At 41.3% G+C, this 24,078-nt stretch carries 20 protein-coding genes; 3 read left to right on the top strand and 17 right to left on the bottom strand.

Annotation, left to right across the window (positions count from 1 at the left end; translation table 11 throughout):
- The first annotated feature begins 4 nt into the window (after positions 1-4).
- Positions 5-895, top strand: a complete 891-nt coding sequence (locus BLL40_RS13330; protein WP_073712367.1) for an aldo/keto reductase — start codon at positions 5-7, stop codon at positions 893-895.
- 509 nt (positions 896-1,404) lie between these two features.
- Here the strand turns inward: BLL40_RS13330 and BLL40_RS13325 are convergent.
- The 11 genes from BLL40_RS13325 to BLL40_RS13280 all read right to left on the bottom strand — a co-directional run bounded on the left by BLL40_RS13325 (position 1,405) and on the right by BLL40_RS13280 (position 16,869).
- Positions 1,405-2,907: an alpha-amylase family glycosyl hydrolase gene (locus BLL40_RS13325; protein ID WP_159434225.1), complete on the bottom strand. Its 1,503-nt coding sequence runs from the start codon at positions 2,905-2,907 to the stop codon at positions 1,405-1,407.
- Positions 2,908-3,037: 130 nt separating this feature from the next.
- Positions 3,038-3,178, bottom strand: coding sequence for a hypothetical protein (locus BLL40_RS17430; protein WP_159434224.1), 141 nt, complete (start codon positions 3,176-3,178; stop codon positions 3,038-3,040).
- Between the two features lie 90 nt (positions 3,179-3,268).
- The gene (locus BLL40_RS13320) at positions 3,269-3,616 is read right to left on the bottom strand and encodes a DUF1516 family protein (protein ID WP_073712365.1); all 348 of its coding nucleotides are present in this window, start codon (positions 3,614-3,616) and stop codon (positions 3,269-3,271) included.
- Between the two features lie 40 nt (positions 3,617-3,656).
- Complete coding sequence (locus BLL40_RS13315) at positions 3,657-4,514, bottom strand: fumarylacetoacetate hydrolase family protein (protein WP_073712364.1); 858 nt, start codon at positions 4,512-4,514, stop codon at positions 3,657-3,659.
- Positions 4,515-4,516: 2 nt separating this feature from the next.
- Complete coding sequence (locus BLL40_RS13310) at positions 4,517-5,689, bottom strand: DUF418 domain-containing protein (RefSeq protein WP_073712363.1); 1,173 nt, start codon at positions 5,687-5,689, stop codon at positions 4,517-4,519.
- Positions 5,690-5,750: 61 nt separating this feature from the next.
- Positions 5,751-8,228, bottom strand: a complete 2,478-nt coding sequence (gene addA / locus BLL40_RS13305; protein ID WP_245797951.1) for a helicase-exonuclease AddAB subunit AddA — start codon at positions 8,226-8,228, stop codon at positions 5,751-5,753.
- 73 nt (positions 8,229-8,301) lie between these two features.
- Complete coding sequence (gene ltrA / locus BLL40_RS13300; RefSeq protein WP_083566525.1) at positions 8,302-10,098, bottom strand: group II intron reverse transcriptase/maturase; 1,797 nt, start codon at positions 10,096-10,098, stop codon at positions 8,302-8,304.
- Positions 10,099-10,877: 779 nt separating this feature from the next.
- Positions 10,878-12,128 (bottom strand): UvrD-helicase domain-containing protein, encoded by a 1,251-nt coding sequence (locus BLL40_RS13295; protein ID WP_083566523.1) that lies wholly within the window; start codon positions 12,126-12,128, stop codon positions 10,878-10,880.
- Complete coding sequence (gene addB / locus BLL40_RS13290; protein ID WP_073712360.1) at positions 12,106-15,582, bottom strand: helicase-exonuclease AddAB subunit AddB; 3,477 nt, start codon at positions 15,580-15,582, stop codon at positions 12,106-12,108. The genes BLL40_RS13295 and addB overlap by 23 nt, the downstream gene beginning before the upstream one ends.
- A 91-nt stretch (positions 15,583-15,673) precedes the next feature.
- A complete protein-coding gene (locus tag BLL40_RS13285; protein WP_073712359.1) occupies positions 15,674-16,255 on the bottom strand; it encodes a TVP38/TMEM64 family protein in 582 nt (193 codons plus the stop codon).
- Positions 16,256-16,278: 23 nt separating this feature from the next.
- Positions 16,279-16,869 (bottom strand): competence protein ComK, encoded by a 591-nt coding sequence (locus BLL40_RS13280; RefSeq protein WP_073712358.1) that lies wholly within the window; start codon positions 16,867-16,869, stop codon positions 16,279-16,281.
- Positions 16,870-17,037: 168 nt separating this feature from the next.
- Here BLL40_RS13280 and BLL40_RS13275 point away from each other — a divergent pair, with 168 nt between their 5' ends.
- Positions 17,038-17,271 (top strand): IDEAL domain-containing protein, encoded by a 234-nt coding sequence (locus tag BLL40_RS13275; RefSeq protein WP_073712357.1) that lies wholly within the window; start codon positions 17,038-17,040, stop codon positions 17,269-17,271.
- A gap of 97 nt (positions 17,272-17,368) precedes the next feature.
- Here the strand turns inward: BLL40_RS13275 and BLL40_RS13270 are convergent, their stop codons facing one another.
- From BLL40_RS13270 to BLL40_RS13260, 3 genes are all read right to left on the bottom strand, one after another.
- Positions 17,369-17,671: an AzlD domain-containing protein gene (locus tag BLL40_RS13270; protein WP_073712356.1), complete on the bottom strand. Its 303-nt coding sequence runs from the start codon at positions 17,669-17,671 to the stop codon at positions 17,369-17,371.
- Positions 17,671-18,381 (bottom strand): AzlC family ABC transporter permease, encoded by a 711-nt coding sequence (locus tag BLL40_RS13265; protein ID WP_073712394.1) that lies wholly within the window; start codon positions 18,379-18,381, stop codon positions 17,671-17,673. The genes BLL40_RS13270 and BLL40_RS13265 overlap by 1 nt, the downstream gene beginning before the upstream one ends.
- A gap of 82 nt (positions 18,382-18,463) precedes the next feature.
- The gene (locus BLL40_RS13260; RefSeq protein WP_073712393.1) at positions 18,464-19,198 is read right to left on the bottom strand and encodes an MBL fold metallo-hydrolase; all 735 of its coding nucleotides are present in this window, start codon (positions 19,196-19,198) and stop codon (positions 18,464-18,466) included.
- A 219-nt stretch (positions 19,199-19,417) separates the two neighbouring features.
- Here BLL40_RS13260 and yhfH point away from each other — a divergent pair, with 219 nt between their 5' ends.
- Entirely contained in the window at positions 19,418-19,552 is a 135-nt protein-coding gene (gene yhfH / locus BLL40_RS13255; RefSeq protein ID WP_073712355.1) for a protein YhfH, read from the top strand.
- Between the two features lie 172 nt (positions 19,553-19,724).
- Here the strand turns inward: yhfH and BLL40_RS13250 are convergent, their stop codons facing one another.
- From BLL40_RS13250 to hemH, 3 genes are all read right to left on the bottom strand, one after another.
- Positions 19,725-22,007 carry a YhgE/Pip domain-containing protein gene (locus BLL40_RS13250; protein WP_073712354.1) on the bottom strand — a complete coding sequence of 761 codons (2,283 nt, stop codon included), beginning with the start codon at positions 22,005-22,007 and terminating at the stop codon, positions 19,725-19,727.
- Between the two features lie 74 nt (positions 22,008-22,081).
- Positions 22,082-22,654: a TetR/AcrR family transcriptional regulator gene (locus tag BLL40_RS13245; RefSeq protein WP_073712353.1), complete on the bottom strand. Its 573-nt coding sequence runs from the start codon at positions 22,652-22,654 to the stop codon at positions 22,082-22,084.
- A gap of 458 nt (positions 22,655-23,112) precedes the next feature.
- Complete coding sequence (gene hemH, locus BLL40_RS13240) at positions 23,113-24,057, bottom strand: ferrochelatase (RefSeq protein WP_073712352.1); 945 nt, start codon at positions 24,055-24,057, stop codon at positions 23,113-23,115.
- Positions 24,058-24,078 lie beyond the last annotated feature (21 nt).

The raw sequence follows: 24,078 nt of genomic DNA, 5'->3' as shown, positions 1-24,078 counted from the left end.
TACGATGGAACGCATTCAATTAACAAATGATCTGTCATTTTCCCGATTCATTCACGGATCATGGCGGCTTGCCGACTGGCAATATTCTACTAAAAAAACACTTGATTTAATTGAGCACGCAATGGAGCGTGGGATTACAACGTTCGATCATGCTGATATTTATGGAGGCTATACATGTGAAACGCTATTTGGCGACGCACTAAATGAAAAACCGTCATTGCGTTATCAAATGGAACTCGTCACGAAATGCGGCATCGTTTTGCCATCTGAACAGCTTCCTAAACATTATAATACGACGAAATCCCATATTATCGCGTCTGTTGAGCAATCATTGCGTAACTTGCGAACGGACTATATTGACTTGCTGCTTATTCATCGACCTGATCCGTTTATGGACCCTCATGAAACGGCCGATGCATTTGTTCAGTTAAAAGAAGCGGGGAAAGTACGCCACTTTGGTGTGTCCAACTTTAAAGATCATCAATGGCGTATGCTTGAATCATACATGACGTTTCCGCTCGTAACAAATCAGTTAGAGTTATCTGCCTATCATCTTGAAAACTTCGAAGACGGCACACTTCATTTATGCCAGGAAAAACGAATTGCACCTATGGCCTGGTCGCCACTGGCAGGCGGTTCTATTTTTAATGGGACCGATGAAAAAGCGGTCAGACTTCGGCAAACACTTCAAGATGTCGGCCATGAAATCGGTGCAGACAGAATAGACGAAGTCCTTTACGCATGGCTCATTCGTCATCCGGCGCAGATTATGCCGATCATTGGTTCCGGCAAAAAAGAACGGATTGACGCTGCTGTAAAATCGCTCGATCTATCACTCAATCATGGCCAATGGTTTGCTATTTTGCACAGTTCTATGGGCCATAGTGTCCCATAAAGTGAAACTTCATTCAGTGGGGTTAGATTTACAGGATGTGAATTATGCAGACGTTGTCACAGGACGTGACGTTCTTAGTCTGCCTTCCTCTTAGCCCTACTGAATAAACAGGAACTCAAGTAAAGAGCGCCGCGTCCTGTGGCAAGACCTTAGTAACCGGCTTCAGCCGGCCCGAACCAATCGGGCTTTTACGGACAGTAGATCCCCCGCTTATCCACCTTTTCTTTTCGACATCTTTAAGCGAGGGTCTTACTGCCCATTAATGCGGGATAAAGTAATACTTCATTCAGTGGGGTTTTCTTCATCCCCCACTGAATGTTAGTTGAACCAATCGGGCTTTTACGGGCAGTTGATCCCCTGCTTATCCTTCTTTTCTTTTCGAAGTCTTGAAGAAGGGGATCTTACTGCCCGTTAATGCGGGATAAACAACGCTAATCTATCTTTTTCAAACAAAAAATAGAGCTGCCCTAGGTCAGTTATTCCCTGACTTTTGGGACAGCTCTTTTAGTTTATTCCTTACTTGCTGCACGTTTTCCACGTTTCCAGACGACGTAAAGGAAAATGATAAAGGTTATATAAACGGCGGTCATTGCACCGACAAATGCATAGTTGATCCCTGTTTTTTCCGCAAGTGCATAAACTTCCGCTTCTTCACGGTCTAAAATAATAGTGAACTCCCCATCTGCAGCACGTGACATATCACCCGCTAAAAGTCCGCGCAATTCTTTGTCAGGATCAAGTTCATCTGCAGATATCGTTACTTTTTGTGTTTCTCCTGTATTATTAATCGCAACAATCAACGTCTCATTTTCATATTCCCGTTTAAAAACGGATAGGCCCTCTTTTTCGTAAAGGGGCTCGTACGACCCTTGTCGCAGTGCCGGTAAATCGGCACGCAGTGTAGCAATTTGCTTTATATAGTCAACAAGTTCCTGATCCGTCCGAAAATTCATTAATCCGTGTGCAGCAACACCAGATTCTCCATTTTGCGCAATTTCTGATCCGTAAAAAACAGCCGGTGTTCCCGGTGTCGTATACATATACGTCAGCGCCATTTTCCAGCGTGCGCCAGGGAACATGTTCTCATTCGCCATATCAAGCGTAAATCGGTCTGTTAACGCAGAATCTGCCACATGGATGATCTCCAATGGATCTTTGAACACATCCTGCTCTTTAAGCAGAAGCTCTTTCACTTCTTCTGAAGAACGGTCAACCGTCGCAAACTGCTTGCGAAGCGGCTCTTGCATCCATGAAGCTGTCACGGAATCAAGTCCTGCTTCTTCATAAGCAGCTGCCTCTTCCGGCGTCACATCATTCATTTCACCGATTAAGTGAAGAGCTGGTAATTTCTCATCAAAAGCTGTCCAGAAAGAAGGATCAGCGCCAGATGCATTGCTGAAAAAGTATCCGTCAATGCCTGTATCATTGGCAAGATTAACCGCTGCATTAACAAGCGCACTTTGCACGTCTACATTTGCTGTATCAAGCTCAGCCATGTCTCCTAACCAATTTGGCTCTTGTGCGCTTGACAGCGACACAAACCAATCTGCTTTAGCAGGTTCAGTTGTCCACACATGCTCCGTGCTCACACGCGTTGCAGGAAAATCTACAAGAACCCGAATATCCAGTTCATGCGCCTTTTTCACGAGATGCTGCAGTTCTTTTTTCGATCCGAACTGCTCATTCATTTTGCTATAATCCGTCACACTGTAGCCATGATAGGCCCCTGCCTTATTTTCAAAAACAGGCGACATGACAATCGATGTGATCCCGATTTTTTGCAAATAATCAAGCTGGTCTTCCACACCTTTGAAATCTCCACCTTGATAAGCTGTTGGATCTTCATTGTTTACTTGCGCATTATTCGTAGGATCACCATTCATAAAACGGTCTGTCATTAAAAAATACATCGTTTCATCATGCCATTCCTCGCTTTTTTCTTCCGCGAATACGGTACTTCCAGAAAAAAGGAGAAGCGGGATCATGACGAGCGAAAATAATCGTCTTTTCACTGCCTTTTCCCCCTGCGTTAAAGTCATTATACTAACCTTTAGAGTACGCTTTTTACTACTTTGCGTCAAACAATGTTGACATTGTTCAAGAAACGGACAAAAAACGCCTCTTCCTTTTCGGAAAAGACGGTTATTTGTCAGTCGGTTCTTTTTCAGTTGAAGAAGATTCGGGAGAGATCAACGTTTCAGACGGTGCCATATGAATCGACACAGCCCTCACCGTGTATATAAACAAAACGGATACAAGCAGCCATAGTAAAACAGGAAACACTAGATCAGCTCCTTTTCTGTTTATGTTAACAAAAAAGCTGCACTTTTAAATAACCGCGCAGCTTTTTTTCGCCGAACTAGGAATCTACTTTTAAGCGATTCCTGGTAGTGCAAAACCAAGAATAATTGTAATAAGCAGCAAAAGAATAGCCCCAACTAGCACGCCGCCTGTCCCTTTGCCTTTCTTTTTGCGGACAAGTGTCATTTCCATTAAACCAATCGTTAAAATTCCGCCAAGCATTTTAAGTCCGTAAAGCATCGGATTTAAACTGTCAAATGTTACAAACAGCATGAACCCTGTGATCAAGATGAGCACGTAAAACAGGCGCAGTGCCATATGCAACCCTTTAGATGGTTTGCCAAATGCAATAAAAAACAAAATAATTGCCACGACCCATGTTGTAATGTGCACATGTGTTGATGATGTCAAAAAGTCCATAATTTCCCCTCCTTTTCCTCACTATTATCTTACCACATAATCACTGTACGTTATTTGTCAAAGTACCGACACCTTCAATTGTAATATCAACAGAGTCGCCAGCTTTCAGCGTTCTTTTTGGATTCATTGCATAACCAACACCAGACGGAGTACCTGTCGCGATAATGTCACCCGGTTCAAGCGTCATACCTCTTGATAATACATGAATAATTTCATCGATTGGAAAAATCAACTGTGATGTATTCGACTGCTGTCGTACTTCTCCATTTACTCTCGTTTCAATCGACAGGTTATGCGGATCTTCAATCTCCTCTTTCGTTACAATCCATGGCCCCATCGGACACGTTGCATCCAAACTTTTTCCTAGAAAAAACTGGTGATGGCGATTTTGAATGTTGCGTGCTGTCACATCATTTAAAACGGTATAGCCAAAAATATAGTCAAACGCATTTTCACGGTCAATCTCTTTTCCTTTTTTACCGATAATGACCGCCAATTCACCTTCATAATCAAGTGAATCCGTCAACGATTCATATGCTGGAATCAGTGCATTTTGTCCTGATACCGTTGTTGGTGCTTTTGTGAAAATGATCGGGTGCTCCGGAATACTTGCGTCTCCACCCATTTCAACTGCATGATCTCGATAATTTTTTCCAATACAGAAAATATTTTTCGTTGGTCTTGGAATCGGTGCCAGCCACTCAACGTCTGATACTTTTATTCGTTTTAATGTGGTAGAAAAATCCACAGCCGCTTTCATAAATTCGGGCTGGCCGATTGCTTCGCACAGTGTTTTTGGTGCACCGTTCATTTCTATTAAGCTTACAACCGTCTTGTCAGAGTCATTATAGATTCCATAATGTTCAACCTCTTTATAAACAAAGCTAATCCATTTCATTATTATTTCCTCCCTGTTCCGTATGTAATAGTATGCCAAAGCGACTCCATCGGTCCCCGTTTAAATCGTTCAAGCCATAAATTCGATACGATCACTTGTACAGCGAAAATGGACACACAAATCCAAATGCTAGTTAGAATGGTTATTTGACCATAATAGCCGAGACCATACTGATAAAAAAGGAGTGTCCCGATGACAGACTGCATTAAATAATTAGTTAATGACATTTTCCCTGCAGCAGCGAACGGTTGCAGCATTTTTTTCGGCCATTGAAATGTGCACACTAAAACAATGAGTACTGCGTATGATATGGCTAATATCGGACCGCCAATCGAATCTTGCACGTACATGTACGCAATATTATTACGGTCAAGAACATACGGTACCCCTTTTAACAAAAGGCCGGCAATAAAAAACACAAGAAAAGTGAACATCGTTTTTTTCGGATGCGTTGTCCATTTGTCAACGACATTCAATTTATAAGCGCCTGCACCAATGATTAAATGTGGAAAGATTGAAATGAATGGGAATAAAAATCCCCCATCCACAAGGTTTGCGTTCATCCAGTCATGTATGCGCTGCGTCGTAATTTCCATATACGACCCACTTCCATAAGCGGCAATAGATTGTGAAACAGACGCAATATCTGTCCAATACAAAGCGTTATATGGATCTGTATAAGCAGCTAGCATGAGCAGCATGCTTAACAAAACGGCTGGCATAAACAAAAGAACGAGACCAACAATAAGTAGCATACGTCCAGAAAAACGTAAAAAAAGCAATAGAAAAAAGCCGTATACTGCGTAATTGAATAAAATATCGCCAGGCCAGATAAAGAAGGCGTGAACGAGGCCGAGCAGCAGTAAAAAAGTAAAACGGCGAATACCGGTCCATGTAAAAGACCTTCCATGCTCTCTCGCTTTTGCATACTGCATCGCAACGCCAAAACCAAACATCATCGCAAACAATGGATAAAAACTAGCCTGTACGAAAACATCAATCCAGGAATAAATGGTTAAATCCTGCGACGTTTTCCACCATTCATATGGATTGTAATAAAGATAAGGCGAATGAAACGAAAACATATTGACGAGAAAGATACCGAAAAGCGATAGCCCTCTCAATACATCAATCGCTAAGATTCGCGGTTTTCCCCCTGTTGATAAAGACTGCAAGCAAAACGCTCCTTCCAGGTTATAATATGACTTTCATAATCATAACAGAAAAAGGCGATTTTCACGTATACTCAATGACGTGTGCACCGTCCATAAAGAAGACAAACTTTTTATGCAAAGGCCGTTTCCAGATGCGTTCTATTGCTTTTGCATACAACGTAATTTGCATGTCATATCGTTTACGCAAAACAGACTCTGCTTCTGTAAACCCGCCTGCAAAACGATCGGTGATGCGATCGGTTTTATAATCAAGCAAATATAGCTTTCCTTTATACTCAAACAAACAGTCAATGACCCCTTGAATTAACACTTTTTCATCTAAATCCTCGGTTCCGGCTTCACGTGCTGACATCCCCATATTAAACGGCAATTCACGATGGACACGGTCAGCTGCCAGCAGCATTTCCCCCGGTTCTGATTTGAAAAAGGCAGCAACCATTTCGGTATGGATGGCTTCCGTCTGTTCGACTGTTAATAATTCTTTTTCAATCAGCTGCTCCAAAAGACGTTCCACTTCCACTTCTTCTGGTGCTTTTTCAAGGCTTATGTGCTGCATAACCGTATGAACAGCCGTTCCAATTTCGGTTGGTGACAACTGTTTCATTTGCATAAAACGCGGTCGTCTAAATATAGGACGTCGATATTCGCTCGCTGTCTCATTCGCAGCCCCTTCACTGTAAATATCATTCATTCGTTTTAAGTCGGAGACCGACTGTTTTGAACGAAGACTCACCGCTTTGGGAAACGCATACTCCCACCTCATCCGTTCTTCAATCTCTCCTTTGTCCGGCGACTGTTCCGGATACAGCTGACGTTTTTTTATGTACTCCAGCCAAGTATCCTGCTCGACCTCTTGTTTTTTTGCATCGATTAAAAAGAGTTCCTCTGATTCAATGACAGAAAAAGTGAAACGAGATGGATGATCTGCCAATAACAAATGAGAACCATCAAGATCCGTATGGCGCATTAAAACAGGGCCGATCCAGTCCATATAAGACGTAGCAGATGCTCTTACGGCATCACTTAGCATCATCGATTCTTTTTCAGCTGATAATACCCAGTTGGCCTGTTTCTTCTCGGACCTTTTTACAGAACCGGTAATAATCAGTTTTTCTTTTGCACGGGTCATCGCGACATAAAGGACACGCATTTCTTCTGCAAGCAACTCCAGTTTCTTTTTCCGCTGGAAAGCAAGTTGAACAAGAGAGGGCCAAGCAATTCTCTTATCAGGATTCATGTATTTAACCGCCACGCCGTAATCTTTATCAAACAGCACACGGCCATTTAAATCCATCATATTAAAGCGTCGTCCCGCCGCAGCCATATACACGATCGGAAATTCAAGCCCTTTGCTTGCGTGAATCGTCATAATACGGACGACATCTTCCTGCTCTGACAACGCACGGGCCGTCCCAAGATCATCGCCCCGTTCACGCATTCGCTCAATAAAACGCAGAAAACGGAACAAACCTCGGAATGATGTTTCCTCATACTGACGAGCCCGGTCATATAAAGCACGTAAATTTGCCTGACGCTGCTTCCCACCTGGCATTCCGCCCGCAAATGCATAAAACTGCGTATCACGATATAATTCCCATATTAAATCGGACAATGCACCACTTCGGCCAATGGAACGCCATTTTTCCAGATATTCTAAAAACGGACGCACTTTTTCTTTTAAAGATGCATCACTATTTCGGTCATCCATAAAAGCTAACAATGATTCAAAATAACTGCCTTTTTTCGATGCAAGTCGAATTAATGCAAGTTCATTTTCACTGCAGCGTACAATCGGTGAACGCAAAACAGCAGCCAGTGGAATATCTTGATACGGGTTGTCAATGACTTGCAGTAAAGACAGCATGACAGATATTTCTGTCGCTTGAAAATAACCCCCGGATGTGCTCGCATAAACCGGAATACCGGCATGTTTAAATTCTTCCATCATTTCCGGCACCCATGTGAGAGAACGCATTAATATGACAATATCCCGATACTGTACAGGCCGCTCTGTTTTCGTTTTCGGATCGTAAACAGGTTGTCCCGATTTAATTAACTCTTTTATTTTGGACGCAATATACCGCGATTCAATCTGTGACTGTTCCGCATCTTCACGATCGATGCCTTCTTCTACTATTTCATCTGGTCCATCGCTGCTAATTAACGCGATTTCAACAGGATAAGAGCCATCTGAGTAATCTGCACCCGGTACGAGCGCTTCTTCTGGACCATATTCGATTTCGCCGACATCTGTACCCATAATTTGCTGGAACAAATAATTTGTTCCGTCGAGCACTTCACTGCGGCTTCTAAAATTGCGCGATAACCCTATTTTAAGCCCCGAAGCAAGGCCATCTGTACTGAAACGCTTATATTTCCCAAGAAACAGCCCCGGTTCCGCAAGTCGAAACCGATAAATGGACTGCTTCACGTCGCCTACCATGAACAAGTTGCCTTTTTGTTCATCATTTGCCGAAACAAGGCTGACGATTTTTTCCTGTACCATATTAAATATGGATAGGTAAGCCTTTGAAGTCATCTCCAGCTTTTCCCCCCATTCACACCGTACGTGAGAGTTTCCCCTCATACGGCGTTCCATCAGTTTATAGGTCTTACATTATCATTTCATTTCCAGCTTTGGCTCTTAGCTTATTCACTTTACCGATTTCAGTTTCTGATAACTTTAGCTTTAGAAGGTATCTGTTCATCGTTTCTGACTGTGTCGCATGTATTAACTTGTGTATATCTGTTGATACGAACGTCAGATTACTGTAACAGTCCGTCCCACCTAAATGCGTTGGTAAAATATGATGTAGTTCCATATTAAATAATTCCAACTCATTTTTCATTACTGCACATTTCCCTTGTTGGGCAATGTACTTAGAAATCCGATTGTCATTATATTCGATGCTTCGATTTTTGACTGGATTACTCATTAAATAACGAATCACTTTTTGTGATGTGGTTTTGACCGTCTTGTGAATTAAACTTCTTCCTTCTTCAGTGTAGTTATTCATTTCCTGTGTAAAGTTTTTAGGGTTTTTATGTTTCACTCCATCAATCGGAAAGATTCCGACTCCTGCAACGAAAGCTATTTTCCAGTGCAGATAGTCTTTGTATCGGTCAACATAAAACTTGCTTAAATACCCTTTTGATTTCGAAGCTTTGCCTAAGCTGTTGTATAAGGTCCGTTTGACTGTAAATGCAATTTCACTGAAATCTTGTGAGACCATGGTCGCTTGTTGATAAAAGTTTTGTAATCCCAGAATCGTTGCATTGAATTTAGATACCTCTGTTGCAACTGAATTCTTTTTCACTTTCTCAATTTGCTCTTTGATTTTGGTTATAGCATTATGTTTCGCTTTTTCACACATGTGTGAATTCACAACTAGTTTTTCACCTTTTGTTACGACTTTAAATTTAAAGCCGAGAAATTGAGAGTAATTTCTGCGTAAATTAACGACTTTCGATTTTTCTTGGCTTATTTCTAAGTCAAGTCGTTCTCTTAGCCATTTCTTTACTGCCTCGAATATTTTAAAAGCGTCTTGATGATTACGACAGAAGATTTTAAAGTCATCGGCGTATCGGACAATGAACATTTCTTTTAGATTCGATGTTTTTAACATTCGATATTTTAATGTTCTATCTAGCCTCATCTTGCCACTTATGATACGCTTTCTTTCGTAATTCTTTTTAGTTTCAAATGTCTCCCACTGACTGCTTATCCACCAATCTAATTCATTTAAAACGATATTGGATAGTAGTGGAGACAATATGCCTCCTTGTGGTGTTCCTTTAGCAGGTGTGCCTACACCTGCTATTTCCGCTTTTAGAAGTTTGCTTATGATGCTAATAACCCGCTTATCCTGAATCCCCAAATGCCACATTTGTTTCAAAAGCTTTCCATGATGTACATTGTCGAAAAATCCTTTAATATCTATATCCACAACATAATGCAGCTTGTTTCTATTAGCTAATGTTACTGCTCTTGAATACGCATGAAGTGTACCTCTATTCGGTCTAAAACCATAACTGTGTGGATGGAATTTCGCCTCACAGATCGGTTCAAGAATTTGTTTGATACATTGTTGATTGATGCGATCTTCAATCGTTGGGATACCTAATGGTCGGATACCGCCATTTGGTTTCGGAATTTCTTTTCTTCGAATGCGCTGTGGCTGGTAATTTTGTAAGCGACTGCGGACATATCGTACTAGCTTCTCTGGTTCCTTTTCAGCAATTGTTAAAATTATCGTTTGGTTGACACCTGGTGTAAAGGAGCCTTTGTTTTTCTTAATATTACGATACGCCAATAATATATTTTCTCTCGCTGTTATTAGCTCATATAACTTTGTAAACTTCTTATTATTCTTACTCTCAAGATAAAGTTGGTCTAGTTGTGACTGCATACCATAATACTCATTATTTCTCAAAGCCTGTCTCTTTAAAGCTTTTGTAGCTTTTGTAGCCTTCGCTGTTTCAGTCAATGTACTCACCTCAATCCTTCAAAGGATATTTCAGTGAATCCATTTCTCTTAGTCATACCCGAACCTGAAAATATGAAATGTAATAATAAGTGTTCTATTCACTGACTAATGGCTATCCCTCCACCGCTTATTATCACGGCTTCACTGGTACTGTGCCATCACTTTCACTAGCTTAAAATGAAGTTATGCTGACGCTTTCCTTCATACCGTTTCGTCGAGTGCAATCTCTCCACGTAACCAGCTTCCCACGTTCCAAGAATCCTATCTGTACATACAAAATCCTTAGGTCATTCCTTTAGCCCTGTTAGCTGGATGATGCCTGTAACATCATAAGGTATTTCATAAAGACGATTCTTACTCTACCTCACTAACCCAAACAAGTTGGACTGCCCTTTCGAACAGCTATACCTCTAGAGCCGTACATTCGGAATTTCGTCATTAAGTAATTTTTCACTTAAATTCTAACCATAGATTTTCTTATAGACCCCCAGCCTATCTATCACACAAGATACCTCTATCCCGCTTTCCTTCTTTCGATTAGGGTGATATTCAGCTGACTTCACCGAGCTTATCACGCCATTCTGATTGCACATAATGACGCAATTCGGAGGATTAGGCTGAGCCTTTCAGGACGTTACCCCGTCATTCGACTCATCAGATTCTTAGTTCTCCTAGATTCCTCTAGTGGCTAACCTTTTCAGTTAGCAACGTGTCGCACCATCCTGATATTCATCAACGAGCACTTCCTTGAACCGACGTTTATACGATTCAGCCGCTTTTGAAGGCTCTCCATTTGTCATTAAAATCGACAACGTGTAATGCTCCAGATCACTGAAATCAGTAATAGCACGTTCTCTTTTTACGGTTTCATACCGCTTTGAAAAAGCAATAACGAGCTCAGTAAGCCGTTCTACAACAGGCTTCATTTCATCTATATCACGCAGCCAATTTTCAGGCTTACGGGCAAAAAACGTATCCTTTAACTCATTGATCAACTTTTTCGCATTGTCCCGAACTGTTTTCGACCGCTCCTTCAGCCCCTCATCATAGTCGTCCCCTTTGCACATTTTTAGTGTCGGAAATCGAATCGTTTGAAACGCATTGTACATCTCTTCCCACGTTTCACATTCCAAAATGGATTTTACCATCCGGGCATCTACTAAAAAATTTTCTGCTCTTGGTACAGGTCCTCCTGGTAATTCCGTCATCATCAAGCCTTCATCTAAAAACGCCATCGCACTTTCAAGCTGGAAGCGGATATCCTTTTTTAGAGGATCAATAAAAGAAAGATCATCAATGGATTCTGCTGTTTCATATAACGATGATAGTTGATGAAGCCATCCGTCCGGATTGGGGTGTGACCTGGAAAAATCAAAAAGACGAATAACCGCTTTTTGCAGTTCGACATCGCTCCGATCGCCAGAAAATGTATCGACCAATCGATAAAATGATTCATTGTTCTCTTTTCCATATTCTTCTTCAAGCAAATCTTCTAACACTTCATCACGGATTAACACCGCTTCTGTATCGTCCGCAATTCGAAAAGACGGATCAATATCAATCATATAATAATATTTCCGAATGACTTCCAAACAAAATGAATGCAATGTTGATATGGATGCTTTATTTAAAAGACGGAGCTGACGGCGCAGCCGGATGGATGCCGGATCACGCTCAATTTCCCGTTCCAGCGCTTCACCAATCCGATGTCTCATTTCTGCCGCGGCGGCATTTGTAAAGGTCACAACGAGAAGCTCATCCACTTCAACAGGTGATTCTTCGCGGATGATCTTTTGAATAATTCGTTCAACAAGCACGGCAGTTTTTCCAGAACCCGCTGCTGCCGCAACTAAAATATCGCTTCCATGTGCGTAAATCGCTTTCCATTGATCATCGGTCCAGAGCGCATCTGTCGGCTTCTCGGGGATATTATACAATTCCGTCATCATCATTCTCCTTCATCTTCTGAATGATTTCTTCATTTTTATGTGGTCGAATCAGTCTATAGTTGTTTTCATCTAATGTATCGTCGAACTGGCACACTTGCCGGTATGAACAAAATGTACACGGTGTTTTTTTGTTGTAACGATACGGTGTAATATCAACGGCTCCGGATACAATATCATTGCCTGCATCTTCGTATAATTTCCGAACATGACGCCGCATCGTTCCAAATGAATCATCATCCACTGTTTTTGAGCGGGCGGTCAGCGTTCCATCCTTTTTAAAACCTGCTGGAATAATAAGCGAGTCTCCCGTTTCAAGCTGCTCATCCATTAAATGAATGGCTTCATCTTCACCTAGAACAAGCCCTTTCATACGGAAACTTTTCATCATTTCTTTTTCAATTTCTTCAATTGTCATAAATTTTTTCGTATTTAAATATGGGTTATGCACATGGAAATAAAGAACGCCACCCGGACGTGCTTCTTTACCAGTTAAAATGGACGAATTCGTCAACACGATATCAAGATACGTTAACATTTGCATCGCAAATCCGTAATAGATTTCCGTCATATCAACATCTCTGCTGCCCGACTTATAATCAATAACACGCAAATATGTATCGTTATTCCCTACCGCTTTATCCACACGGTCAATTCGGCCAGCGAGCGACATACGTGCACCATTTTTCAACTGAAAGACGAGCGGAGGCAATTCAGACCGTGGACCAAATGCAAGCTCAATACCAAGCGGCGAAAAACCGCTCACTTTTGCTTGGTCACTCAGTACCGTTGAGGCACGGGCAATAATTTGCTCAAGTTTATGCTGGATATATGAATATCGATTGGAACTCATTAAAATTCGATTTTGAAGCTTTGGTGCAAGCTCTTCCACTGCACTTTTTGCAAATATACGGCACTGTTCCGATGTAAGTTCCGGCCACTTCATTCCACGCTTTTCAACTTCTTCAGCGATCCATTTCAATGCACCATGAAACAGGTCGCCAATATCTGGGGCCTCGAGACGATACACAAGGCGGTCACGCAACTTTAACCCATGCCTTGCAAAATGGCTGAACGGGCACGAATGGAACGTTTCCATTCGTGACACACTCGCAATCATATCCGTTCCGTATAAATCAATACCGGTCTGCGGCTTTAGCACGGCAGTTTTATTCTCGTAATATAAGCCATCTAAAACGAGCCCTGCTTTTTGTTTAAGCGGACTTTCCATATAAATGTTGTACACATCCCACCAGAACGAGTGGAGTGGATATCCGCGTTTCTTCAATTGAAGTTGGGATGTTAAATAAGACAGTGTCGGCCCAGGATAACCAATGTAATCGAGTTGCTCTTTTGGCTGCAAATCAGCTGGATCATTAGCTAAAAGCTGTTCATTTAAACCACCAAAAAGTTCTCTTATCCTTTTAATATACGGTGACGGCTGCAACGATTTCCCTTCGGAATCGGCAATCGGCCATGAAATATATAAGCGGCTCGCAGGTACAGTCACCGTACGGTACGCAACGAATTCTTCATCAAGAAGCCTCGTTTTGCTTCCCGGTGCAACATTCATCCCCGCTGCAATGAGCGCTGTCCGTTCCTCGTCGTCCAAAATACCATCTTCCATTTGACGCGACGGAAAAACACCGTCATTCATGCCAACGACAAATGCAGCTTCAATGCCGGCCAGACGTGATCGTTCAGGATTCGCTACAATGACTTGATCTGCAGCCGGCGGAACAATTGAAAACTCAAGCGCTTCAAGACCAGCATTTAAAACAGAAGCGAATTTTTTTGCATTCATCTGCTCATCTCCTGCCACTTCCGCAAACTCATCCAGCATGCCGATGACCGCATCCCACGCCTGATTATGCTGAGCCGCGGACGCTAACTCGCCCCGTTCTTCCGCTTCGATTGATAGTTGTTCGATCTTTCTTGGAATATTCAAGTCTTCAATAAATTGATATAAAGATCGACAACATTCAAGTGCATTTTTTGCGTGTTTTAACCGCCTTTCTAAACGATACAGCGGTGTCGAAACAGCTTCTTTCATCTCATTTAACTGAATCTCAAACGCACGCTCTTCATCCGTTTGAGCGACACTTGTAAATTCAAGGCCCATATAACGGCGGTACGTCCACCTTTCGCCGTTCGTCCAGCGATCGCCGTATATGCCATGAGCCAGCACATAATTTTCAAGTAAATCCATGCGGCGGCGCACGTTTTCACGCGGTTCATCAAATGGAAAAAGCAAATCGGTTTTAACAGCACGGAAAATGGCTTCATACCGCCACTTTCCACCGATCACTTCAAGAGATGAGCGGATCAATTCAATAAGCGGATGATTGAGCATGGGCCTCTTTTGATCAATAAAGAAGGGTATATTATAATCATCAAATACCGTTTCAATAATAGACTGATACTCTTCTCCATTGCGGATAAGGAGCGCGATTTGTTTATAGCGATAGTTTTCTACACGCGCCAGACGACGAATTTCACGTGCCGTGCCTTCTATTTCTGCCCTTCTTCCTGCCGCCTGCATAATCGTTAAACCGGAACAACTTTCATGTATATTTGCTGGCCGTTTGTCAAACTGTGTTTCGAGATGAATTAATGATTCATTTTTTTGCCGCTTATGTCCTTGAATAACGATATCGTCTTTAATATCGATACCTGCTTCAATTGCATTTTCATATAAATCATGATACGTCCGGCCTGTTAAACGGAATAATTCAGTATCATCGGGATCCTCATACCGGAATGGTCGATCGATCGTCAATGATATTGTCACATGCTGCGCTATGTCCATCAAAACGCGAATTACATCATGTTCCTGTGGTGTAAAGCTGTGAAATCCGTCTATATAAATAGTTGATTCCCGTATGTAATCTGATTTAACGATCATTTCAGCAAGAAGACGCATATAGTCTTCGGAATCCGTATATTTATCTACAAGTGCCCGATCAAATTCTGTATAAATTTTTTGCAAATCATTTAATTTATCCGCAAGTGCGGCCGGAACACTTCTACGATGTTCTTCCATATCATCCGGGGTAATTAAATATTGCCGGAATTCAGTAAGCATCCCTTCCACCGTGCTGACAAAACCAGTTTTATCTGCAGCTTTTGAAAAAACCGATAACTCTTCCCGTTTTTCTTCAATAATTTTTCGGATTAAAATATTTCGGCCCGCCGGGGTAATGTGCTGCCTGCTCATCCCGCCTTCTTCCTGCAACACACGCCAAGCGAGACGGGTAAAGCTGTATACTTGCGCACGAATGGTACCGCCAAGATCCTCATCTGCAGCCAGCACGTATTCAGATAAAAAAGACATTTGCTCCGGCACGAGATAAATAATCGGCTTTCCTTCCGGATCATCGAGTATACGTTTTTTTATTTCTGAAATCATCCAATCCGTCTTTCCAGAACCAGATCGGCCAATAACAAATTGCAGCCCCATCCCAATCCCTCCATTTCCTTCTCACTACTATAACAAAGATCATACGTTCGATCAAAAGAAAAATGAAAAACCACATCTATGATATGGATTTTCATTTTTCAAGTCGCTTTTCTAATTGTTTCCCGCCAAACCAGAGAGCGATCATAACACTAGCGATTACAGCCGTTCTGCCTGGCTGATGAATGAGCGCGGCCACATCATACCCGACATAGCTAATCGTGAAGATCATCACTGTTTTCCCCGCCATCACAGCAAGCAAATATTGAACGATGCTAATTCTGGACAAACCGGCCACGATGTTCACAATAGCAGATGGTGTAAATGGAAAACAAAGTAACAAAAACACGGGTGCAAACCCATGGCGGTCTACCCAATTCATCATTTTGTTTATCTGCTTATTTTTTTGCAAAAAGGATAAAAATTTTTCACGGCCGTACCTACGGATTAATAAAAAAACAATAAATGAACCGGTTACAGCACCACCCCATGAAATGAAAAAGCCAAACCACAGTCCGAACGCATTTACATTAGCAAGAACGAATGCGAACAGCGGCAGGAATGGTAAAAATGCTTCTAAAAGTGGCAAGAGAAAACCTGGTAGCGGTCCAAACGATTCATATTGATTAATCCAACCCATTATTCTTTCTATTGATAACCATTCACTCAAGTTCATTCTTTAAATCCCTTTCAATTCAATCAACGTTTCAAATCTTTTTCCTGTTCACTTTCTGTCCAATCGGAAAACGAAATAATCATTCTTTTTTTGCCTTTTACCCATTTTTTGCGTTCCACTTTCTCTATCGCACCGTTGAACGTAATGGTTTTCGTTCTTTTTTGAAGTTCATTTGCCAGTGCTAATTGACTGAATGCGACGTGTATCGAAACATTCACGATTACTTTTTGTCCATCTTTAAACAGTACTTCTGTCCTTTTCTTATCGATAATTTTTAATTCCTTTACATGAAATAAAGATATCCAGACACAGTCAGGTTTTAAATGTGAAGCAATGGGGAAGAGATAAATACCCTCGATGTGATCAATCACGATGGGAACTTTTGATCTAATGCCAAGAACCAGCTTTGATGCTTCCCTTCTTCCATCGTAAGTAGACAAGTGATGGAGACAGCTTTTCCGAATAATGGTTAATGATTTTTCGTTCATTAGAACCGGCTTCCTATTGCTTTCATACATCCATGTACTCTCACCAAATTGGACTGGTTTTACCATCAGTGTTTCCGACCGTACAAGAAGCAGTTTCTCAGCCTGTTCTAATGGATTTCTTGTCATCTTGCTCATCCTTTTCACCTGAATTGTTCTCACATTTTCATGGTAACATGCCGCTGTTACATTTGTCCCTTTTGTCATAAGATTTAATTTTCTAAAAATTTTAAACTTTCTGTTGATTAGTTGCTTAAAATTTCATATAATATAAAAAAGGTATCCGAGGTGATTATAATGGAAAACAATAATTATTTTGCCGAGATGATGAAGTCCCCGATGCCCCGTGAAAAAGAAAAAACAGCGATAAGTGAATTTATCGATAACTTTCTTAAGGATATTTTATACCAAAAAGAAAAAGCTATGTTAATGGATAAAATTGATCATTCTCTTGATAACGACGATCGGTCAACATTTATGACACTTTCAAGTGATTTAAAACAGTTGGAGAAGAGCCATCATATATCATAATTTCCTCCAACCATAATGAATACCTCAATAATTCAACCAAAAAAGCCCCCCGTATCTATTTGATGCGGGGAGCTTTTAAACGTGTACTTCCTCTTTTTTATAACATTGATAAAATCGTTAAAACCCCAATAGAACCGAGTACTGTAAAAATAATGTTAACACCCATAAAAGCAATTAGAAATGCAGCTGCTGCCCCAGCAATGCCAAACCAACTATTTTCATGAAACGTTAATATACCCGGAAAAATAAGCGCACCGAGTGTTGCATGTGGAACATTTCTTAAGATGCCCTGCCAGAACACCGGCAGTTCTTTCTCTTTAAACATAATAAACGGAAGCATACGTGGTATATAAGTGACTGCTGTCATGCCTACTACGATTATGACCATCGATAGACTCATTACAATTTCCCCTTATGTCTCATTTGATCAACTGCTTCAATCGAGACGGCGGCCAGCAATGTCGACATAATAATTGCCCAGCCGCTTGAAAATGTATGAGAATAAATAAAAATACAATTTAATAATGCGGCCGTTGCTGCTAATATAACTGCTTTTGTATGTGTTTTCAATGAGGGGACTAGTAAACCGATAAACATCGCATAAAGTGCGACACCCATACTCTCCTGGACAACTTGTGGCAAAACATTTCCTACTATGTATCCAAGTCCCGAACTGATACCCCAGCTGGAATACGAGATAATAATTAATCCTGCCATATAAGCCGCATTAATCGAGCTGCGGCGCATGGCAGCAACCGAAAATGTTTCGTCTGTTATACCAAATGCGTACGCTGCTTTTTTCCAAACTGCTTCATTTTCTGCTTTTTCATTCAATGCAGCGGACATTAAAAAGTGGCGAATGTTCAAAATGAACGTCGTCAACACAATTTCAAAGATGCCTGTTCCAATCACAATTAAGTTGAGCGCCATGTATTGGGCAGCGCCCGCATACACAAAAATGCTCAGCGATAACGTTTCTGTTAATGAAAGCTCTGCACTTTTCGCCAACAGACCATATGTGAGCGCTGCCGGTATGTATCCGATAGCAATGCCTATCCCTGCGTATAATCCTTCTTTAAATTCGCCGTATTTCGCAACTAGCGATGCCATTTTCTTCCTCCCAACTTTCATTCCCAACAAATTATATCGCTTTGCTCCTACTTCGACAACAAAAAAAGCCGCAAACGGCGACTTATAATCCAATCTCCAAATATTCATGTGCCAGTACGATCGTCCCCTCAAACAGTTGAGCTGCTTCCTCTTTTAACTGTTTGATATCACCAAAATGTGGCAAGTGTGTTAAGGCCAGTGTCCGAACACCTGCTTTTTGGGCGATGATACCCGCTTCTTCTGACGTCATATGACCAGCGGAAGTACCGTCCATTCCTTTATATAAATTACTTTCTGCAAGCAATATGTCTGCTCCCTTTGCAAATTCAATCATTTCTTCTTTGTACGCTGTATCTGCTGTGTACACAATCGTATGACCATTTGCTTCAAGTCGCATGGCGAAGCAGGGAACCGAATGATTTGTTTTCAAAAATGTGATCTCAAAAGGACCAATTTGAATCGCCTCATCAGGATGATAAGCTACACCTGTAGTTATATTTTTATATGTAAGTGTGCTAAAGCCTTCACTCTCTTGATGACCATAAATAGGCAACGATTCTTCACGTGTTTTCATTGTAAATGAATCAATAAGCAGTGCGTGCTGAAGTACACCAATGTCCGCAATATGATCAGCATGGTAATGTGACAAAATAACCGCGTCCAGTGCGGCAGGTTTTGTGTAGTTTTGCAGTTTGGATAAGACACCACTTCCGCAGTCGAGCAATAATTGAAAGCCGTCTTCGTTAATTAAATAGCCGCTGCTCGCTTCGTTTATTTTTGGAAAACCACCCCAGCACCCAATAACCGTTATTTTCATGTTCATTTCTCCCCGCTTTTCATTCCGCATTAATAAGTAGTAATTACCTCCACTTCAAGAATTCAAAAAGAACTGTATGTAATTTCACTTTAACTTTATATTATTCCCTTTTACACAAAAATTAAAATAGATTTTCAAAAAATAGTTGACGACACTCTATCTGTTATAATACAATAAACCCATAAAACAAAACAGTTATATAACAAAGGGGAGAGCTACATGATCAAAAGCATCGTTGAATTTTTCAAAAACTTACCCGCCAAAGAATGCGCAAATTGCGGCTTATACATTGAAGAACAGCATGACTGCTATAGTAACATATGTCCTACTTGCTCAAATATTAAAGACATTTAATAGACTTACCAACATATTTCATATAAAACACCGGCCAAGGCGCAGCTGGTGTTTTTTGCTGTTTAATGATTCAGATGACTTGCCCTATCGCGACCCATTTCCGCATAAATAATATGTGTGAAATAACTATGGTAATTATTTAGAATGAAAAAAAGACGGCTATTTGCCATCTTTAAACTGTTTCAAATCGACCATACTGACGCTTAAATTGACCGCGGAAATAAATCGCCGTCATCGTCATATTAAACAACGCAAACCCGATTAAGACCGCTGCGTTTCTCCACATAAAGGCATAATCACCGCTTGATATAACCGCCCGGAATGCATCAATCGAATACGCCATCGGCAGCAGTCTGTTTATATACTGCAGAGCATTCGGAATAAGTTCAAGCGGGAATGTACCGCCACTCGCTGTCAATTGGCTGATTAAAATTAAAATCGCAATAAACCGGCCCGGATTACCAAGAATCGTCGCGAGCATTTGAATCAGCGTCATAAATGATACACTGGAGATGACTGCCATAACGAAAAAGCGTGGCACACTTTGCACATGAAGATCGAGTCCAATTAGCAAAAAGATCGCAGCCGCCATCGCCTGTACAAACCCGACAAGAACAAATACGCCCAGTTTTCCTGCAAACCAGGATCGTGCACTTTTCGGTTGCACCGGCGGTTCTTTCAATGAAAAAATAATCGTCAGCATAATCGCTCCGACAAATAAACCAAGTGATAGCATGTAAGGCGCCATGCCCGTTCCGTAGTTCGGTACGCTATGAAAAGCTTTCTTGTCCACAGTGACTGGTTCTGCCATCATGTCATACGTCTTGTCATCTGACTGTATATCGCCTGCTTCTTCCGCTGCTTTTATTAGCTCTTCTTGCAGTTCTTTCGTGCCTTTTTCAAGTTCTGTAGAGCCCAAAGCAAGTTCCGCTGATCCGTCCACTAGCTTGCCTGCACCGTTCGACAACTCGTGTGATCCTCCCGCAAGTTCAGACAAACCGCTGGATAAATCCTTAGCGCCTTTCGTAAGCGTATCAGAGCCTTTTTTGGCTTCATTTAACTTCTCCGCCATCGTATTTAATCCTGTCACAAGGTCCTGCTCACCGCTTTGAAGCTGTACCGCACCTGTATTTATACGTCCTGCGCCTGCTGCCATTTCTCCAATTCCCGATTGTAGTTGCGTCTGTCCATCTTGTATATTGCCGAGAACGTTTGACAACTGATCCATATTTTCTGTTAAGGCACCGGATACAGATTGATTTATCTCATTTGCACCGGATACAAGTTGAGCGCTGCCCGTTTGCAACTCATCAAATCCCGCTTCAATGCTGGCATTCATTTTCTCCTTATTTACTTTCATAGATGTTTGCATTGCTTCCAGCTGTTCTTCTGTCATTACTTGGGCTAAAATCGGCTCCAACTGTTCCATCTGCTCGGTTTGAGCAGCACTAATCTGATTTTTCAATTCTTCTTCAAACTTTGTCATGCCCGTAGTCAAATTAACAGCACCGTCCGCGATCATGCCTGTACCGTCTGACAGAACAGGCAGTTTTTCACGAAGTTGATCCACACCTGCTTTGACAGACGACGTGCCTTCCGTTAATTCCATCATTCTTTCATTTACCTTATTAAGACCTGTTTCAAGTTCAGCAGCACCTGATGCTAGCTTTTCTGTTCCTATTTGTAGCTGTTTGCCGCCATCAATTAGTTGTGATTGCCCTTCACTAAGTTGTATGAATCCACTAGATAACCGATCAGCTCCCATTACAACATCCTTGGATCCTTCACGCGCTTTTTCAATACCGGATGAAAATGTTACTGAACTGTTTGCCAATGTTTCTAGATTTTTTTTCAATTTATTCGTGCCCTCTGTCATTTTCAGCGCACCTTCATCAAGTTTACCCGCGCCATCTCCTGCTTCTACGTAACCGTCACCCATTTTCTTTATGTTATCAAACATTGTTTCAGCATATGTTTTTGTCACACTTTTCTGCAGTGATGCTCGAATTTCTTTCATCGCGGACTGGCCAATTTGTGACGAAACAAAATTATAACTTTCATTCGGAATATACGTTAATTCAAGCTTTTTCGGCTTTTCATTCATTAATGTTGTCGCATTTTCCGAGAAATTTTTGGGGATTTCAATAACCATATAATATTCCTGCTGTTCAAGACCATCCTGTGCTTCTTTCGGTGTCACAAAATCAAAATCAAAATCACTTCTTTCACGTAATTCCTCTTCCAATTTATTACCGAGTTCCAATTGTTCTCCTTCAAAATCTGCACCTGTGTCGCTGTTGACAACCGCTACCGGCAGCTTATCAAGATGACCATATGGATCCCAAAATGCCCATAAAAACACGCCTGAATAAAGGAGAGGTATGATCATAATAGCAATGACAGAAATAAGCAGCATCCGGCTTTTTATGATCGCTTTTATTTCTTTTATAAACATCTAAATCCCTCCATATATAAATATGACCATTTTATTCATTTGGTCATTTCTCTTCAAAATTAAAAGGACAGCCATTAAATGGCCAACCCTTCAAAGACATACAATTCAAACAGCTGGGCAATTTCTTCTTTACTTAGTGCATTGCCGCGCCGTTCCCAATCAACGACAAGCGTGACATATAGCTTCATCATTATAAATGCTGCAATTTCCGGATCGCACTGCTTAATTTCATTCCGATCAATTGCCGCGGATACTTGATTCGTTATATAACCAACAATAGCATTTTCCATTTTTCTTACCGCCTCACTCACAGCCGGTGTACCCATTTCTTTTTCCTCCTGAAATAGTTTAACAGCCAGCTGATGCTTCGTGCGGAACTGAAGCATTTCAAATAAAGCAAGATGGACATTTTCTTGAAAAGAATTCGTCTCTTGAACGACCGATTCCGCTGCCTGTTTCATTTCTTGAATGAGTGTTATCATAATGTCTTCAAACAGTTCTTCTTTATTTTTAAAAAACGTATAAATAGTCCCTTTGCCTACGCTAGCAAGTTTAGCGACTTGATCCATCGTCGTCGCTTTGTATCCAAACAATGTAAATGATTTTGTTGCTGCTTCGATAATGAACCTTTTACGATCAACTGCCATTCATTCCACCTCTTTTTGACCATAATAATAAATTGGTCATTTAGTTCAATTTTTATTCTATGTCTTTTCTCATTTCTTGTCAATAAAAAAAAGCCTGTTCAAAAGGTCAGAGATTATCTGACCCGAACAGCCTCTTTTCACAATCTATTTTTTATCCCGCATTAACGGGCAGAGCCTGGTCACTCAGGTATTGCCGCAGGACGCGGCGCCCTTTACCTGAGTTCCTGTTTATTCAGTGGGGGATAGACAGAACGCAGACTAAGATCGTCACGTCCTGTGACAACGTCTGCATGATTCACATCGTGTGAACCTAATCCCCACTGAATGAAGTTTCACTTTATTTTTAGCAACGAATGGATACTTTTTTGCGACAAATACTCGCGTTTTAAAAAAAGCTGATAATTCTGCCGTCGAGACCCACTTCTTTTTTACAATGGTATTCTACAAAATTAGCCTTTTTAACGGTTCGCGTTTTCTTTCAAATGTTTCATGACGATATCACCCAGTGCTTCAATAAACTCTGGACGCGCATTTGGCATAGCTGGACGATAATAAGCTGCACCTACTTCATCCGTGACAACCTTGCATTCGTAATCATTGTCATACAGCACTTCAAGGTGATCCGCTATAAATCCCGCCGGCACATATATAAATGCTTTATATTGATTTGTTTTATACAAATCGCGCGTTAAATCCTGCACATCTGGACCGATCCATGGCTCTGGCGTATTGCCGGCACTTTGCCAGCCTACTGCGTAACGTTCGACGCCTGCAGCATCTGCCAAAAGATCCGCTGTCTCTTTTAACTGATCCGGATATGGGTCACCCGCTGCAATAATTTTTTCCGGCAAGCTATGGGCCGAGACGATTAAGACAAAATTTTCTTTTTCTTCTTTTGTCATTGAATCGACTGTTTCTTTAATTTTGTCTGACCAGTATTGAATAAATTTCGGCTCACGATACCAGCTTTCAATCGATGTAATTGAAGGCCCTCCAATTTTCGCGGATTCTTCCGCGGCCCGACCGTTGTACGACTTTACGCTGAACGTCGAGAAGTGTGGTGCAAGAACGATAGATACTGCTTCTTCAATGCCATCGTTTTTCATTTGTCCAACAGCATCTTCAATAAACGGTTCAATGTGTTTTAAGCCAATATACATTTTGAATTCGATTTCATCTTGCATTTTGTTTAAAAACGACTCAAGTTCCGTTGCCTGTTCTTCCGTAATTTTTGCAAGAGGAGAAATACCTCCGATCGCTTTGTAGCGGCTTTTCAAGTCGTCCAGCATGTCATCTGATGGTTTGCGGCCGTAACGAATGTGCGTGTAGTATCGTTCAATATCTTCTTCTTTATAAGGCGTACCATACGCCATTACAAGAAGACCCATTTTTTTCTTTGTCATATATATCCCACCTTATTATTG

The sequence above is a fragment of the Domibacillus mangrovi genome (assembly GCF_001906925.1).
In the GTDB taxonomy this organism is placed as follows: domain Bacteria; phylum Bacillota; class Bacilli; order Bacillales; family Domibacillaceae; genus Domibacillus; species Domibacillus mangrovi.
Note: the sequence above shows the minus strand (reverse complement) of the source record. Positions and strands in the feature narration are given on the sequence as shown.